The sequence below is a fragment of the Streptomyces novaecaesareae genome, from assembly GCF_000716875.1.
GTDB classification, from domain to species: domain Bacteria; phylum Actinomycetota; class Actinomycetes; order Streptomycetales; family Streptomycetaceae; genus Kitasatospora; species Kitasatospora novaecaesareae.
Genome location: NZ_JNWQ01000044.1, coordinates 1 through 16,557 on the forward strand (window position 1 = coordinate 1; position 16,557 = coordinate 16,557).

Here is a 16,557-nt window from a genome sequence, read left to right on the forward strand (position 1 = left end):
GCCCCCGCCGCCCGCCCCACCGCGGACGACCGCCACCGCCCCGGCCAGCGCGCCTTCCGCCGCGCCAACCTCGCCCTGTTCGCCGCCGGGGTCGCGACCTTCGTCCTGCTCTACTCCACCCAGGGCCTGCTGCCGGTCCTCTCGGCCGACCTCGACCTCACCCCCGGCCAGGCCAGTTGGACGGCCTCCGCCGCCACCCTCGGACTCGCCCTCGGCCTGCTCCCGGCGAGCGCGCTCTCCGACCGGTACGGCCGCACCCCGGTGATGACGGCCTCCACCCTCGCCGCCTCCGTCCTCGCCCTCGCACTGCCCTTCGCGCCCGACCTCACCACCCTCGTCGTGCTGCGGGTCCTCCAGGGCGCCGCCCTCGCCGGGCTCCCGGCCACCGCCATGGCCTACCTCGCCGAAGAGGTCCACCCCAGCGCCCTGGCCTCCGCGATGGGCCTGTACGTGGCCGGCAACAGCATCGGCGGCATGGGCGGCCGACTGCTCTCCGGCTGGACCGCCGCCGGCCTCGGCTGGCGCTGGGGCCTCGCCGCCTCCGCCGCCCTCGCCCTGCTCGCCACGCTCGCCTTCCGGCTGCTGATCCCCGCCGCCCGGCACTTCACCCCCGCCCCGGTGGACGCCCGCGCCCTCGCCCGCACCGTCGGCGGGCACCTGCGCAACCCCCTGCTGCTGCGGCTGTACGCGCTGGGGATGCTGTTCATGGCCGTGTTCGGCGCGGTCTACAACACCGTCGGCTACCGGCTGATCGCCGCGCCGTTCCACCTGCCGGAGTCGATCGCCGCCTCGATCTTCGTGGTCTACCTGGTCGGCACCGGCACCTCTGCCGCGGCCGGCCGCCTCTCCGCCCGCCTCGGCCGCCGCGGCGCCCTCTACGTCTCCATCGGCGTGACCACCGCCGGCCTGCTGCTCTCCCTCGCCGAGTCCCTGGTCTGCGCCCTGCTCGGCCTGGTCCTGATCACCGCCGGCTTCTTCGCCGGCCACGCCACCGCCTCCTCCGCGGTCGGCCGCACCGCCACCGAGGGCCGCGCCCAGGCCTCCGCCCTCTACCTGATCGCCTACTACCTCGGGAACAGCCTCGGCGGCACCCTCGGAGCCGACGCCTACCACGCCACCGGCTGGCCCGGCGCCGCCACCGTCGGCCTCACCGCCATGACCGTCGCCGCCGCCGTCACCCTCTACGCCACCCGCCGGGCCCATGCGGCCGCCCGGCAGACGGCGCCGGCCGTTCGTTGATCATTCGCGGTGAATACCTGACGGCAGGCGTCAGGTATTCACCGTAGGTTCCTCCCGAACCGCCCGAACGACCAGAGGAACACGACAATGGCGACCTTCGTCCTCATCCCCGGCGTCCTGCACGGCGGTTGGTGGTACCGGCCGCTCACCGAGGAGCTGCGCGCGGCGGGGTACGAGGTGTACCCGGTGACGCTGAGCGGCGTCAGCGAGCGCGGTCATCTGAACGGCGGGGGCATCAACCTGGACACCCACACCCGGGACGTGCTCGGGCTCCTGGAGGCCGAGCAGATCACCGACGCGGTGCTGGTCGGACACAGCTACGGCGGCATGGTCGTCTCCGCGGTGGCCGACCGCGCACCGGAGCGGATCACCGGCCTGGTGTACGCGGACGCCTTCGTGCCGCGTGACGGCGAGTCGGTGTACGACATCGTCGACGACGTCTGGAAGCAGCGCTACCTGGCCGGCGCCGCCGCCGGCAACGGGCACACCATGGTCGGCCGCCACCCCGCCCTCGACCCGCGCGCCACCGTCCACCCCCTGGCCACCCTGCTGCAGCCGGTCCACCTCACCGGCGCGGCGGACACCATCACCCGGCGCACCTACATCCACGCCGAGCAGTTCGAGGGCACCCCGTTCCTCCCCACCTACGAGCGTCTCCTGGACGACCCCACCTGGACGGTCCACGCCCTCCCCGTCGGCCACGACCTCATCCACGAGGCCCTGGCGGACTTCCTCAAGATCACCGCCGCGATGGCCGACTGACGATCCTCGATACACTCCGGCCGTGAGCCTTGACGCGGCGTCGTACGCCCGCTTGCGGGAGACCATCGATCGGCTTCCCCGGCCGCCGGGACTGGGGAAGGCCGAAATCGCCGAGGGCAAGGTCGTCCTGACGCTGTCACCGCCCAACCGGCACGAGCTCGCGGTGCTGCGGATCGCTCGGCAGCTCAACGCCCAGCTCCCGAAGACCCATCCCGGCCACATCGCGCACGGCGGCGCGGACCTGGAGGACATCGGCCTCGGCAGATTGCGGAATCCGGATCTGATGGTGTTCGCCGAAACGGCCCTTGAGGGCGAGGAGCCGGCACTCCTCCCCCACGAGGTCCTGCTGGTGGTCGAGGTCGTCTCCGAGCCCGACCCTGAGAGCGACTACCGCGACAAAGTCCACGACTACGCCGCGATGGGCATTCCGCTCTACCTGCTCGTCGATCCCCGCAACGGCACCGGCATCATCCACGACGAGCCCGGTTACGCGTCCCGCAAGAAGTTCGTCTTCGGCGACGAGATCGCCGTCGGCCCCTGGACGCTCGACACCAGCGGTCTGCTCACGTACGCCTGATCCGGCGTACGTGAGCAGACCTCAGGCGCCTCAGGCGATGCGGTCGAGGACGATCGGGTTCGGGGTGAACGCCGTGCCCTCGGGGGCGACGGTGATGCCGCCGGCCAGGGCCTCGATCGCGTAGTCGTAGCGCTCGGGGGTGTCGGTGTGGAGGGTCAGCAGGGGCTGGCCGGCCACGACGGTGTCGCCGGGCTTGGCGTGCATCTCGACGCCGGCGCCGGCCTGGACCGGGTCCTCCTTGCGGGCGCGGCCGGCGCCCAGGCGCCAGGCGCAGACGCCGACGGCGTAGGCGTCGAGCCCGGTGAGCACGCCGGAGGCGGGCGCGGGGATGACGTGCTGCTCGCGGGCGACCGGGAGCGGGGCGTCCACGTCGCCGCCCTGGGCGGCGATCATGCGGCGCCAGTGGTCCATCGCGGAGCCGTCGCGCAGCGCGTCCGCCGGGTCCTTGCCGTGCACGCCGGCCGCGGCGAGCATCTCGCGGGCGAGCGCGAGGGTCAGCTCCACGACGTCGGCCGGGCCGCCGCCGGCCAGGACCTCGACGGACTCGCGGACCTCCAGCGCGTTGCCCGCGGTGAGGCCGAGCGGGGTGGACATGTCGGTGAGCAGCGCGACGGTGTTGACACCCGCGGTGGTGCCCAGGCCGACCATGGTGCGGGCGAGTTCGCGGGCGTCGTCCAGGTTCTTCATGAACGCGCCGGAGCCGACCTTGACGTCCAGGACCAGCGCGCCGGTGCCCTCGGCGATCTTCTTGGACATGATCGAGGAGGCGATCAGCGGGATCGCCTCGACGGTGCCGGTGACGTCGCGCAGCGCGTACAGCTTCTTGTCGGCGGGGGCGAGGCCGTCGCCGGCCGCGCAGATGACCGCGCCGGCGTCGCGCAGCACGTCCATCATCTCGTCGTTGGAGAGCAGGGCGCGCCAGCCGGGGATGGACTCCAGCTTGTCCAGGGTGCCGCCGGTGTGGCCGAGGCCGCGGCCGGAGAGCTGCGGGACGGCGGCGCCGCAGGCGGCGACCAGCGGGGCGAGCGGGAGGGTGATCTTGTCGCCGACGCCACCGGTGGAGTGCTTGTCGCTGGTGGGCAGCGGCAGCGAGGAGAAGTCCATCCGGACGCCGGAGCGGATCATGGCGTCGGTCCAGCGGCTGATCTCGTGCGGCTTCATGCCGTTCAGCAGGATCGCCATGGCCAGCGCGGACATCTGCTCGTCGGCGACCTCGCCGCGGGTGTAGGCGTCGATGACCCAGTCGATCTGAGCGTCGCTCAGCTCTCCGCGATCGCGCTTGGTCCTGATGACGGAGATGGCGTCCATGCGTGCTCCAAGAGGGGGTTCAAAGGCATGAAAAGCGAAGAGTGTCGCGAGATGACCGGGTTCCGGCCCACTCGCGACACTCTACGCGCGTAACAAACAGAGAGGCTAGAGCCGCTCCGGACCGAACGCGTCGGGTAGGACCTCGCTCATCGGCTTCACACCCGAGGCGAGGTCGACCAGCAGCTCCGGCCCGCCGTGCTCGTACAGCAGCTGGCGGCAGCGCCCGCACGGCATCAGCAGCGCGCCGGCGCCGTCCACGCAGGTGAAGGCGGTCAGCCGCCCGCCGCCGGTGGCGTGCAGCGTGGACACCAGCCCGCACTCGGCGCAGAGCCCGAGCCCGTACGAGGCGTTCTCGACGTTGCAGCCGGTGACCACCCGCCCGTCGTCCACCAGCGCGGCCGCACCGACCGGGAACCTGCTGTACGGGGCGTACGCGTGGCCCATCGCCTCGCGCGCCGCCTCGCGCAGCCGCTCCCAGTCGACCGCGGAAGGTGCGGGGGCGGTCACTTGCCCTGGCCCTTGCGGTAGATCTGGCCGTCGGCCTTGGGCATCCGCAGGCGCTGCGAGGCCAGCGAGAGCACCACCAGGGTGATCACGTACGGCGTGGCGACGATCAGCGGGCGCTGCACCTCGTCGGTCAGCGAGTACCAGGCGATCAGGCCGCCGGCGACCACGAAGGAGATCACCGTCGCGGTGAACTTGCGCCGGTACAGCTGCCACAGGGCAAGCAGGATCATCGCGATGCCGACGATCAGGATCAGCACGTGCACCGACTCCGGGTCGCGCAGCTGGAGGCTGTCGGTGAAGCCGAACAGGCCGGCGCCCATGGCGAGACCGCCGGGCATCCAGTTGCCGAAGATCATCGCGGCGAGGCCGATGAAGCCGCGGCCCAGGGTCTGGCCGTCCTTGTAGAAGTGCGCGGCGACCAGCGAGAGGTACGCACCGCCGAGGCCCGCGAAGGCGCCGGAGGCGATGACCGCCAGGTACTTGTACTTGTAGACGTTGACGCCCAGCGACTCGGCCGCGGTCGGGTTCTCACCGCAGGAGCGCAGCCGCAGGCCGAACACCGTGCGCCAGAGCGCGAAGTAGCTGACCACGATCAGCGCGGCCGCCAGCAGCACGACCACCGAGATGTTGGTGACCAGGCCGCCGAGCACGCCGGCGACGTCCGAGACGAAGAACCAGTGGTGGGTCTCGATGTCCTTCAGCCAGGAGGACAGCCCCGGGATCGTCATGTACGGCAGCGGATCCGCCGGCGGGGACTGGTTCGCCCCGGCACCGGCCGAGATGTAGTCCTTGTAGTAGATCCGGTTGACGTACGCGCAGATGCCGGGGATCAGCAGGTTGATGCCGACGCCGGAGACGATGTGGTCGACGCCGAAGGTCACGGTGATGATCGCGTGCAGCAGACCGCCGAGCGCGCCGCCGAGCATGCCGGCCAGCAGACCGACCCACGGGTTGACCAGGTAGCCGGCCCAGGCACCGCAGAAGGTGCCGGCGACCATCATGCCTTCGAGGCCGATGTTGACCACACCGGCCCGCTCGGACCAGAGACCGCCCAGACCGGCCATGCCGATCGGCACGGCGGCGCTGAGCGCGGCGGTGATCTGACCGGAGGAGGTCAGCGAGTGGTTGCCGGTGGCCATGCCCACGGCGGAGAACAGGACCAGGGCGCCCGCGATCAGGAGCAGGACCACCGGCCAGGACAGCTTGCGCTTCTTCGCGGGTGCGCCCGATGGCTCTCCGACCGGGAAGACGATCCTCTTCCAGTAGTCGGCCGTGAAGTTCTGGCTCATGCCGCAACCTCCTTGTTGCTAGCTGCGGCGGCCTGGGCGGCGAGCTGCTCGCCGACCTTCTGCTGCTGGCGCTTCAGGCCGTAGCGGCGCACCAGCTCGTACGCGACGACGACGCAGATGACGATGGTGCCCTGCATGACCGAGACGATCTCGGACGGGAAGCCGCCCTGCAGGGGCAGCTGCGCGCCGGTGGCGTCCAGGAAGGCGAACAGCACGGCCGCGAACGCCATGCCGATCGGGCTGTTCCGGCCGAGCAGGGCGATCGAGATGCCCAGGAAGCCCAGGCCGGGCTGGAAGCTCTGGCCGTAGTAGAAGGAGTTCTGCAGCAGCTCGGGCATGCCGATCAGACCGGCGATCGCACCGGAGACGGCCATCGAGATGACCACCATCTTCTTGACGTTCACGCCCGAGGCGGTCGCGGCGGACTCCGAGCGGCCGGTGGCGCGCAGGTCGAAGCCGAAGCGGGTGCGGGTCAGGGTGAACTGGAAGAGCACACCGACCAGGGCCGCGATGAAGATGAAGCCCCAGAGGGTGCCGCCGGCCGTCTCGATGCCGAAGAAGTGGCTCGACTGCGAGATCGGCTCGGTCTGGATCGAGTTGCTGGTGCCGCTGACCTTCGGCGCGAAGATGCCGGGGACGAGCAGCAGACCGACGATCGCGACCGCGATGGCGTTCAGCATGATGGTCGCGATGACCTCGCTGACGCCGCGGTAGACCTTCAGCAGACCGGCGATGCTCGCGTACAGGCCGCCGACCAGCATGGCGGTGACCAGCAGCAGCGGGATCTGGATGAACGCCGGCAGGTCGACCTGGGCGCCGATGTAGGCCGCGAACAGCGCCGCGACCTTGTACTGGCCCTCGACGCCGATGTTGAACAGGTTCATCCGGAACCCGAAGGCGGCGGCCGCGGCGGCCAGGTAGTAGGTGGTGGACCGGTTGAGGATCGCCACCTGGCCGTCCGACTTGGTGGCGTACGTGATCATCACGTTCCACGCGTCGAACGGGTTCTTGCCCGAGGTCGCCAGCAGGACGGAGCAGATCGCGACGGAGAGCACGACCGCGAGCACCGGCGCCGCCAGTGCGAGCACGATCCGCTCACCGCTGATCCGCTGTGCCAGGCCGGGCTTGGCGGCCTTGGCTGCGGGGTTGGGACTGGTCATGTGGTTACTCCCCCGCCTGCGGGTCGTCGGCGGTGTCGGACGGGTCGGTGCCCGCGGCCTCGGTGCCCTCGGCGAGGGTCTCGTGGAACTGCTCCACGGCCTCCGGCTCGGACTCGATGTGGCCGCTGGCGGCACCGGTCATCGCGGTGCCCAGGTCCTCGGCGGTCACGGTGGCCGGGTCGGCGTCGGCGACCAGGCGGCCGCGGTAGATGACCCGGATGGTGTCGGAGAGGCCGATCAGCTCGTCCAGGTCGGCGGAGATCAGCAGGACGGCCAGGCCGGCCCGCTGGGCCACCCGGATGTGCTCCCAGATCTGCGCCTGCGCGCCGACGTCCACACCGCGGGTGGGGTGCGCGGCGATCAGCAGCTTGGGCTCGTGGCTCATCTCGCGGCCGATGATCAGCTTCTGCTGGTTGCCGCCGGAGAGCGAGGCCGCGGTGACCTCGATGCCGGGAGTACGGACGTCGTACTCCTCGACGATCCGCTGGGTGTCCGTCCGGGCGGCGGCCGAGTCGAGGAACGGGCCCTTGGAGTTGGGCCGCTCGGTGACGTGGCCGAGGATCCGGTTCTCCCAGAGCGGGGCCTCCAGCAGCAGGCCGTGCTTGTGGCGGTCCTCGGGGATGTAGCCGATACCGGCCTCGCGGCGGGCCCGGGTCAGGGTGCCGGAGAGGTCCTTGCCGTCCAGGGTGACGGTGCCGCCGTCCAGCGGCAGCATGCCCATGATGGCCTCGACCAGTTCGGCCTGGCCGTTGCCCTCGACACCCGCGATGCCGAGGATCTCGCCCTTGTGGATGCGCAGCGAGATGTCGTCCAGGACGACGCGCTCGATGCCCTCGGCGTCGGTCTTGGCGATCCGCAGGTCCTTGACGTCGAGCATCTCGGTCGTGGTGACGGTCGACTCGCGGCTCTCCGGGGAGGGCAGCTCGGCGCCGACCATCATCTCGGCGAGCTGGCGGGCGGTGACGACCTTCGGATCGGCGTCGCCGACCGTGGTGCCGCGCCGGATGACGCTGATCGCGTCGGCGACGGCCAGCACCTCGTGCAGCTTGTGCGAGATGAAGATGACGGTGACGCCCTCGGACTTGAGCTCGCGCAGGTTGTCGAACAGCGCGTCGACCTCCTGCGGGACCAGCACGGCCGTGGGCTCGTCGAGGATCAGGATCTTGGCGCCGCGGTACAGCACCTTGAGGATCTCGACGCGCTGGCGGTCGGCGACGCCGAGGTCCTCGACCAGGGCGTCCGGGCGCACGCCCAGGCCGTACTGGTCGGAGATCTCCTTGATCTTCGCCTTCGCCTTGGCGCCGATGCCGTGGAGGTTCTCGCCGCCGAGGACGACGTTCTCCCACACCGTGAGGTTGTCGGCGAGCATGAAGTGCTGGTGCACCATGCCGATGCCGCGGGAGATGGCGTCGCCGGGGGTGTTGAACTCGCACGGCTCGCCGTTGATCGCGATGGTGCCCTCGTCCGGCTTCTGCATGCCGTAGAGGATCTTCATCAGCGTCGACTTGCCGGCGCCGTTCTCGCCCATCAGGGCGTGCACGGTGCCGGTGCGGACGGTGAGGTTGATGTCGTGGTTGGCCACGACACCGGGGAAGCGCTTGGTGATGCCGCGCAGTTCGACGGCCGATGTCGCCGTCCCCGCGCTGGGGGTTCCGTCCTTGCGCAGGGGGACGGGGTCGGATGCGGTGATGGCGATCTCCTGGTGGTCTGGAGGCGCGTCGTTGCGCTCGGAGGGCCAAGGGCGGATACGGGGGGACGGAACGGGGCCCGGGGGTACGCGTTGAGCGCACCCTGCCGGGCCCCTCCCGTGAACTGTGTCGATCATCGCGCTGCCGGGCAGGCGGCAGGCGCTGTCGCGTCCGAGACGCGCGGTCCTTACTGGACCGGCGCGGTCGGGATGGTGGTGGCGCCGCTCTTGATGGCGTCGCCGGCGGCCTTCAGCTTGTCCTGGATGTCGTCGATCTTGCCGCCGGTGGTGGCGAGCGAGACACCGTCGGCCTTCAGGTCGAAGAGCTTGATGCCGGTGAAGGCGTTGCCCTTCTTGACCGAGTCGATGTACGCGTAGACCGCGTTGTCGACGTTCTTGACCATCGAGGTCAGGATGCTGTTCTTGTACTTCGCCAGGGCCGGCTGGCTGGCCTGGTCGGAGTCGACACCGATGGCCAGGGCGCCCTGCTTGTTGGCGACGGCCTCGATGGCGCCGTTGCCGGAGGAGCCGGCGGCGGAGTAGATGATGTCCGCGCCCTTGTCGAGCTGACCCTGGGCGGCTTCCTTGCCCTTGTCGGGCGAGTTGAAGCCGGAGAAGTCCGGCGGGGTGGTCAGGTAGGTGGTCTCGACGACGATGTTCGGGTCGACGGACTTCACACCCGCCTTGTAACCGGCCTCGAACTTCTTGATCAGCTCGGACTGCACACCGCCGATGAAGCCGACGTGCTTGGCCTTGCTCTTGTTCGCGGCGGCGACACCGGCCAGGTACGAACCCTCCTGCTCGGCGAAGAGCAGCGAGGTGACGTTGGACGGCTGGTCCTTGTCGTTCGAGTCGATGATCGCGAACTTGACGTTCGGGTTGTCCTTGGCGACCTTGTTGACCGCCGGCTGGTAGACGAAGCCGACCGCGATGACGGTCTTGTAGCCGGCGTCGACCAGGTTCTTGAGGCGGGTCTCCTTGTCGGCCTCGGCCTCACCGGTCTTGGCCTCGGCCTCGGTGACGGAGGCGCCCAGGTCGGCCTTGGCCTTGTCGAGACCACGGGCGGCGGAGTCGTTGAACGACTGGTCGCCACGGCCGCCGATGTCGTAGGCCATACCGACCTTCAGCGAGCCGTCGCCCGAGGCGGAGGAGGAGGTGTTGTCGGTGCTCTTTGCGCCGCAAGCGGCGAGCGAGGCCATGCCCAGGGAACCCGAGAGCACAACCGCGGCGAGCTTCATTGAACGGCGCAAGGGAGTTTCTCCTTCTGACACGCAACCGTTTGGCGTGGTCGGACGCCACCGTAACGCGCGTAGAACACGGTTGTGTTACGGGGTGCCGGAGCATTCGGGTTGTTATCAAACCGTGGTCTGACGGCCCTCCCGAGGCCCTCTACCCCTACACGGACGGTGGTCCGGGGTTGGTTCGGCCCAGTTTACGGAACCGCACCGAAACCCCGGATCCCGACGATCCGCCCACGTGTCGGCCATTCGACCCGCGACGCGGCCTCAGCTCCCGTCGGCCTCCAGGGCCAGGGCCGCGAAGAGTTCGGCGCCGATGCCGATCGCCCGCTCGTCGACGTCGAACCGGCCCTGGTGCAGGTCGCGGACGGTGGTGTCACCGGGGGTGCGGACGCCGAGCCGGGCCAGCGCGCCCGGGGCGTGCTCCAGGTACCAGGAGAAGTCCTCGCCACCGAGGCTCTGTTCGGTGCCCTCCACCACCTGGAGGCCGTCGCGCAGGAAGCGCGCCGTCATCACCTCGTCCAGCCGCGCGACCGAGACCGCCTCGTTGACCACCGGCGGCACCCCGCGGTGGTAGTCCAGCGTCCACTTGGCCCGGTAGGTCTCGGCGAGCTTGGCGATCAGCTCGTGCAGCAGGTCCGGCGCCTCGCGCCAGCCGTCCAGCTCCAGGCAGCGGACGGTGCCCTCCAGCTCGGCGTGTTGGGGGATGACGTTGGCCGCGGAGCCGGAGGCGATCCGGCCCCAGACCAGGCTGACGCCCCAGCGCGGGTCCATCCGGCGGGCCAGCGCGCCGGGGAGGTCGGCGGCCATCCTGGCCACCGCGGTCACCAGGTCGGTGGTCAGGTGCGGGCGGGCGGTGTGCCCGCCGGGGCCGTCCAGGTGCAGCACCAGGCGGTCGCAGGCCGAGGTGATCGCGCCGGTGCGCAGGGCGATCCGGCCGACCTCCACCTTCGGGTCGCAGTGCACCGCGAAGATCCGGCCGACGCCGTCCATGCCGCCGGCCTTGATCACGTCCAGCGCCCCGCCCGGCATGACCTCCTCGGCCGGCTGGAAGACCAGCCGGACCGGGCGGCGCAGTTCGCCGGTGCGGGCGGCCTCGGCCAGCACCAGACCGGCGCCGAGCACCACCGCGGTGTGCACGTCGTGGCCGCAGGCGTGGGCCCGGCCGGGGACGGTCGAGCGGTAGGGCACGTCGGTCTTGGCGTCGTCGATCGGCAGCGCGTCGATGTCGGCGCGGAAGGCCAGGAACTCCTCGCCGGGGGCGGTGCCGGGCGGGACGATGTCGACGAGCAGGCCGGTGCCGCCGGGCAGCACCCGGGGTTCGAGGCCCGCCGCCACCAGCCGGTCGCGCAGCAGCCCGGTGGTGCGGAACTCCTGGCGGCCCAGCTCCGGGTGCCGGTGCAGATCACGGCGGAAGGCGATCAGCTCGGGCTCCAGCGCCCTCACCCGGTCGCGCAGTTCGACGGCGGGGCGGGCGGCGGCAAGAGTGGCGCCCGGCTGAGCGGGCTCAGGACGGTTCATCTCCCCAAGAGTAGGCCTGTTGGGGGGATTTGGCCCGACTTCCGGAAAACTAGTCTCCGGATGGGCGCATACCGGCCGGACAGGTGGGTATGACATCTCGTTTAGGCCGCCTTCCCCGAGTTGCTTGCCCTGTGCAACGATCACCCTGGCCGGTGGTCACGGCCGCCATCTCCTTGACGAAGAACTGACGTTGACGGCCGTTCAGGCGGTGCTCAGAAGCGCTCCACCGGAGCGTACGTGCCCCACACCCCGCGCAGCGCGTCGCACACCTCGCCGACGGTCGCCCTGGCGGCCAGCGCCTCCTTCATCGGGTACAGCACGTTCTCCGGCCCCTCGGCGGTGCGGCGCAGCGCGTCCAGCGCCCGGGTGACGGCGCCGGCCGAGCGCCCGGCGCGCAGCCGGGCCAGCCGTTCGCCCTGCTGCCGCTCGATCGCCGGGTCGACCCGCAGCGGCTGGTACGGCTCCTCCGTGTCCAACCGGAAGCGGTTGACGCCGACCACCGTCCGCTCGCCCGAGTCGGTCTCCTGCTGGAGCCGGTAGGCGGTGCGCTCGATCTCGGCCTTCTGGAAGCCCTCCTCGATCGCGGCCACCGCGCCGCCCCGCTCCTCGATCCGGTCCATCAGGGCCAGCGCAGCGGCCTCCACCTCGTCGGTGAGCGACTCGATCGCGTAGGAACCGGCGAACGGGTCGACGGTGGCGGTGACGTCGGTCTCGTGGGCGAGCACCTGCTGGGTGCGCAGGGCGAGCCGGGCGGCCTTCTCGGTGGGCAGCGCGATCGCCTCGTCGTAGCTGTTCGTGTGCAGCGACTGGGTGCCGCCGAACACCGCGGCGAGCGCCTGCACGGTGACCCTTGCCAGGTTCACCTCGGGCTGCTGGGCCGTGAGCTGCACTCCGGCGGTCTGGGTGTGGAAGCGCAGCATCTGCGAGCGCGGATCCCGCGCCCCGAACCCGTCGCGCATGATTCCGGCCCAAATCCGGCGCGCGGCACGGAACTTGGCTACTTCCTCCAGGAGGGTCGTCCGGGCCACGAAGAAGAACGAGAGGCGCGGCGCGAAGTCGTCCACGGCCATCCCGGCGGCGATCGCGGTCCGGACGTAGGCGATGCCGTTGGCCAGGGTGAAGGCGATCTCCTGCGCCGGGTCGGCCCCGGCCTCGGCCATGTGGTAGCCGGAGATGGAGATGGTGTTCCAGCGCGGGATCTCGGCCCGGCAGTAGCGGAACACGTCGGCGGCCAGCCGCAGCGAGGGCTGCGGCGGGAAGATGTACGTGCCGCGGGCGATGTACTCCTTCAGCACGTCGTTCTGGACCGTGCCGGTGAGCGCGGCCGACGCCACCCCCTGGGCCTCGCCGACCAGTTGGTAGAGCAGCAGGAGCAGGGCGGCGGGCGCGTTGATGGTCATCGAGGTGGACACCTCGCCGAGCGGGATGCCGTCGAGGAGCACCGCCATGTCCTCGACGCTGTCCACGGCCACGCCGACCTTGCCGACCTCCCCGGCCGCGAGCGGGGCGTCCGAGTCGTAGCCCATCTGGGTGGGCAGGTCGAAGGCGACGGACAGGCCGGTGCCGCCGCCGGCGATCAGCTGCCGGTAGCGGGCGTTGGACTCGGCGGCGGTGCCGAAGCCCGCGTACTGGCGCATCGTCCAGGGCCGTCCGGTGTACATCGTCGGGTAGACGCCCCGGGTGTAGGGGTACTCCCCCGGCCGGCCCAGCCGGGCGTCCGGATCCCAGCCGGCCAGCGCCTCGGGGCCGTACAGCGGCTCGATCGGAAGGCCTGATTCGGAAAGCCGGGCTGACTCGGCCGGACGCGGCTCGGCTGCCATGGGTCCCTCCAGGGGATCGGCGGGGGCGCTGGTCGGTTCTCGCGATGCCTCGCAATGTAGGGCGTGTCTGACAATTCGCGTTGGACCAGCGTGCGGCGTTGGGGTGCGTGCATCGCAAGGCGGAGGAGGGAGTCCATGCGGAGCATCGGCGACCGACGACAACGCGGCGAGGTGCGTGCCCCGGCAATGACCGAGCAGAAGGTGGCCGTGGTCACCGGTGCCAGCAGCGGAATCGGCGCGGCGACCGCCCGCCGGCTGGCCGACGAGGGCTTCGAGGTGGTGCTGACCGCCCGCCGCACCGAGCGGATCGAGGCGCTGGCCAAGGAGATCGAGGGCCGGGGCGGTACGGCGCGGGCGGTCACCCTGGACGTCACCGACCGGGCCGCCGTGGACGCCTTCGCGGCCGGGGTCGGCCGGGTGGACGTCCTGGTGAACAACGCGGGCGGCGCGGTCGGCGCCGAGACGGTCGAGCACGGCGACCCGGCCGACTGGCGCGCGATGTACGAGGTGAACGTGCTCGGCGTGCTGCACGTGACGCAGGCGCTGCTGCCGGCCCTGCGGGCCACCGGGGACGGCACGGTGCTGGTGCTCTCCTCGACCGCCGCGCTGGCCGCGTACGAGGGCGGCGGCGGGTACGTGGCCGCCAAGCACGCCGCGCACACCATCGCGGCCACGCTGCGGCTGGAGCTGTGCGGGGAGCCGATCCGGGTGATCGAGATCGCGCCCGGCATGGTGAAGTCCGAGGGCTTCGCGATCACCCGCTTCCGCGGTGACGAGGAGAAGGCCGCCGCCGTGTACGCGGGCGTGGCCGAGCCGCTGACCTCGGAGGACGTCGCGGACACCGTGGCCTGGGCGGTCACCCGCCCCTCGCACGTGAACATCGACCTGCTGGTGGTCCGGCCCCGGGCGCAGGCGGCCAACCACAAGGTCCACCGCGGCTGACCCCGGCCCGGCGGGCGACCCGGGGGCCCAAGATCGAGCACGTCACAGCCCAGTGGTACACACGTGCGATGAACAGCTTCCGGGCCGCCCGCCCACATGTCCTGCTGACCGCCGTGGCGGCAGGCACCCTCCTCCTCGCCACCGCGTGCAACGACACCGCCACGCCCGCCCAGAACCGCGCCGCCGGCACCCCGGCGTCCACCGCCGCGAGCCCCAGCACCACCCCGACGCCCACCCCCAGGCCCACCGGCGAGGCCGACCCGGCGCTCAAGCCCTTCTACGGCCAGCAGATCACCTGGGCGGCCTGCCCGGCCGACCCCAAGGCCGCCGAGGCCAAGATCGACATATCCGGACTGCAGTGCGGCCGGCTGCACGTCCCGCTCGACTACACCAACCCCGCCACCGACGCGATCGACCTCGCGCTGATCAGGTACCCGGCTGCCAAGCCGGACCAGCGGGTCGGCTCGCTGATGGTCAACCCGGGCGGCCCCGGCGGCTCCGGCGTCGAGATGGTCAAGTACGGCACCAAGGACTTCGCCGGCGCCCTGCACGACCGCTTCGACGTGATCGGCTTCGACCCGCGCGGCACCGGCGACAGCTCCCCGGTCGTCTGTTACGACGACAAGCAGCACGACACCGCCAACCAGACGGACGAGCCGCTCGACCCGGCCGAGCGCAAGGCCGCGCACGTCAAGCAGTCCACCGACCACGCCGCCGCCTGCCAGGCCAAGTCCGGCAAGCTGCTGCCCTTCGTCGGCACCCGCAACACCGCCCGCGACCTGGACGTGCTGCGCGCCGTCGCCGGCGACAAGAAGCTCAACTACCTGGGCATCTCCTACGGCACCTACCTCGGCGCGCTGTACGCCGAGGAGTTCCCGAAGAACACCGGCCGGCTGATCCTGGACGGCGCCGTCGACCCCGCCCAGGACACCCTGGACCACGGTGTCGACCAGCTGGTCGGGTTCGAGAAGTCCTTCGAGCGCTTCGCCGCGGACTGCGTGGAGAACCACGCCGACGAGTGCCCGCTCGGCCCCGACAAGGACAAGGCCGCCAAGAAGGCCGCCGACTTCCTGGACGGCCTCCACGACAAGCCGCTGACCACCAAGGACGGCCGCAAGCTCACCCGCGACCAGGCCTGGACCGGCGTCATCTCGATGCTCTACGGCGACGAGAAGACCTCCTGGAAGTACCTGCGGGCCGGCCTCGGCTGGGCGATGATGCGCGGCAAGGGCGACTACCTGCTGGCCTTCGCCGACGAGTACAACGGCCGCGACGAGAACGGCCACTACAGCCCGATGGACGAGGCCAACGGCGCGATCAGCTGCGCCGACGCCGCCCGCCCGGCGCCGACCCCGGAACACGCCAAGGCGGCGGTGGACCGGCTGCTCGCCGAGGCCCCGCTGCTGTCCAAGGGCGTCACGGTGGACGACTACAGCGAGCCGGGCTGCGCCTACTGGCCGTTCAAGACCCAGGAGAAGCCGCACACCATCCGGGCCGAGGGCAGCGCGCCGATCCTGGTGGTCGGCTCCACCGGCGACCCGGCCACCCCGTACGCCTCGGCCGAGTCGCTGGCCAAGGGCTTCGCCGACGCCACCCTGCTGACCCGGGTCGGCGAGGGCCACGGCGCGTTCGGCAAGGGCAACGCCTGCATCGACCGGGCCATGGAGGCCTACCTGACCGACGGCACGATGCCGGCCCCGGGCACCCGCTGCACCTGATCCGAAAACCGGGTCAGTAGAAAAACGCGGGGAGGGCGCTGACGCGAAGGTGTCAACGTCACAACTTGATAGCTCGTCCGGATGAATTCGGCGCGCGCCCTCCCCAACTGATGACGGCTCAACTACCTTTGAGGCGCTGTCGGACCGGCGCCGGGTGCCCCTCCGCAGCCCCATACTTCAGCTGCTCCACCACCCACTTCACCGGCACCTTCCCGCCCCTCACGAGGAGGACCCGCTGGCCAGCGACATCCCGTCACAGCGGCTCGACGTCAGAACAGAGCCGACCCTCCTCGGGTTGCACCGCTTCAACGAAGCCGACGCCGGCGCCGCCGAGGAGGCCCTGCTGGCCTGCTGCGGCAGCCACCGCTGGGCCCTGCGGCTCACCGCGCACCGGCCGTACCCCGACATAGAGTCCCTGCTGGCCGCCGCCAGTGAGGCCTCCTACGACCTGCGCCCGGCCGACCTCGCCGAGGCGCTGGCGGACGAGAGCTGGATGCCGCAGCCGCTGCTCGGCATGCGGGCCCCCGGAAGCCAGGCCGCGCACACCGCGCTGCGGGCGGCGCACGCCGCGTACGAGGCCCGGTTCGGCCACGTCTTCGTGGTCTGCCTGGAGGGCGTCGCCCCGGAGGAGATGCTCGACACCGTGCTCTCCTCCATCCGCACCCGGCTCGCCAACGACCCGGACGAGGAGCGGCTGATCGCGGCGGACGAGCTCCGCCGGATCGCCCTCACCCGCCTGGAGCACCTGGTCGCCACCCACTCGGAGGCCGGAGCGCACTGACCACCGCC

At 71.2% G+C, this 16,557-nt stretch carries 14 protein-coding genes; 6 read left to right on the top strand and 8 right to left on the bottom strand.

The window, feature by feature from the left end; translation table 11 throughout:
* The 3 genes from OP86_RS18375 to OP86_RS18385 all read left to right on the top strand — a co-directional run.
* The coding region (locus tag OP86_RS18375) for an MFS transporter (RefSeq protein WP_033332391.1) at positions 1-1,239 on the top strand (1,239 nt) is incomplete at its 5' end.
* Between the two features lie 87 nt (positions 1,240-1,326).
* Positions 1,327-2,001, top strand: coding sequence for an alpha/beta fold hydrolase (locus OP86_RS18380; RefSeq protein WP_030059087.1), 675 nt, complete (start codon positions 1,327-1,329; stop codon positions 1,999-2,001).
* Positions 2,002-2,023: 22 nt separating this feature from the next.
* A complete protein-coding gene (locus OP86_RS18385) occupies positions 2,024-2,578 on the top strand; it encodes a Uma2 family endonuclease (protein WP_030059088.1) in 555 nt (184 codons plus the stop codon).
* Between the two features lie 30 nt (positions 2,579-2,608).
* On the opposite strand, the gene OP86_RS18390 is transcribed toward OP86_RS18385, so the two are convergent.
* The 8 genes from OP86_RS18390 to OP86_RS18425 all read right to left on the bottom strand — a co-directional run bounded on the left by OP86_RS18390 (position 2,609) and on the right by OP86_RS18425 (position 13,108).
* Positions 2,609-3,886: a thymidine phosphorylase gene (locus tag OP86_RS18390; RefSeq protein ID WP_030059090.1), complete on the bottom strand. Its 1,278-nt coding sequence runs from the start codon at positions 3,884-3,886 to the stop codon at positions 2,609-2,611.
* Between the two features lie 105 nt (positions 3,887-3,991).
* The gene (locus OP86_RS18395) at positions 3,992-4,393 is read right to left on the bottom strand and encodes a cytidine deaminase (protein WP_030059092.1); all 402 of its coding nucleotides are present in this window, start codon (positions 4,391-4,393) and stop codon (positions 3,992-3,994) included.
* Positions 4,390-5,682, bottom strand: coding sequence for an ABC transporter permease (locus tag OP86_RS37495; protein ID WP_078588727.1), 1,293 nt, complete (start codon positions 5,680-5,682; stop codon positions 4,390-4,392). The genes OP86_RS18395 and OP86_RS37495 overlap by 4 nt, the downstream gene beginning before the upstream one ends.
* Positions 5,679-6,842, bottom strand: coding sequence for an ABC transporter permease (locus OP86_RS18405; protein WP_051830235.1), 1,164 nt, complete (start codon positions 6,840-6,842; stop codon positions 5,679-5,681). The genes OP86_RS37495 and OP86_RS18405 overlap by 4 nt, the downstream gene beginning before the upstream one ends.
* 4 nt (positions 6,843-6,846) lie before the next feature.
* The gene (locus OP86_RS18410; protein ID WP_051830236.1) at positions 6,847-8,424 is read right to left on the bottom strand and encodes an ABC transporter ATP-binding protein; all 1,578 of its coding nucleotides are present in this window, start codon (positions 8,422-8,424) and stop codon (positions 6,847-6,849) included.
* A 293-nt stretch (positions 8,425-8,717) separates the two neighbouring features.
* Positions 8,718-9,779, bottom strand: a complete 1,062-nt coding sequence (locus tag OP86_RS18415; protein ID WP_030257437.1) for a BMP family lipoprotein — start codon at positions 9,777-9,779, stop codon at positions 8,718-8,720.
* Between the two features lie 255 nt (positions 9,780-10,034).
* Entirely contained in the window at positions 10,035-11,288 is a 1,254-nt protein-coding gene (locus OP86_RS18420) for an amidohydrolase (RefSeq protein ID WP_030059104.1), read from the bottom strand.
* 212 nt (positions 11,289-11,500) lie between these two features.
* The gene (locus OP86_RS18425; RefSeq protein ID WP_030257433.1) at positions 11,501-13,108 is read right to left on the bottom strand and encodes an acyl-CoA mutase large subunit family protein; all 1,608 of its coding nucleotides are present in this window, start codon (positions 13,106-13,108) and stop codon (positions 11,501-11,503) included.
* Between the two features lie 186 nt (positions 13,109-13,294).
* Here OP86_RS18425 and OP86_RS18430 point away from each other — a divergent pair, with 186 nt between their 5' ends.
* The 3 genes from OP86_RS18430 (at position 13,295) to OP86_RS18440 (ending at position 16,549) form a co-directional block, all read left to right on the top strand.
* Positions 13,295-14,050 (top strand): SDR family oxidoreductase, encoded by a 756-nt coding sequence (locus OP86_RS18430; RefSeq protein WP_030059114.1) that lies wholly within the window; start codon positions 13,295-13,297, stop codon positions 14,048-14,050.
* A gap of 68 nt (positions 14,051-14,118) precedes the next feature.
* Positions 14,119-15,768 (top strand): alpha/beta hydrolase, encoded by a 1,650-nt coding sequence (locus tag OP86_RS18435; RefSeq protein WP_051830237.1) that lies wholly within the window; start codon positions 14,119-14,121, stop codon positions 15,766-15,768.
* A 295-nt stretch (positions 15,769-16,063) separates the two neighbouring features.
* Positions 16,064-16,549: a 2-oxo-4-hydroxy-4-carboxy-5-ureidoimidazoline decarboxylase gene (locus tag OP86_RS18440; RefSeq protein ID WP_033332396.1), complete on the top strand. Its 486-nt coding sequence runs from the start codon at positions 16,064-16,066 to the stop codon at positions 16,547-16,549.
* The last annotated feature ends 8 nt before the right edge of the window (positions 16,550-16,557 follow it).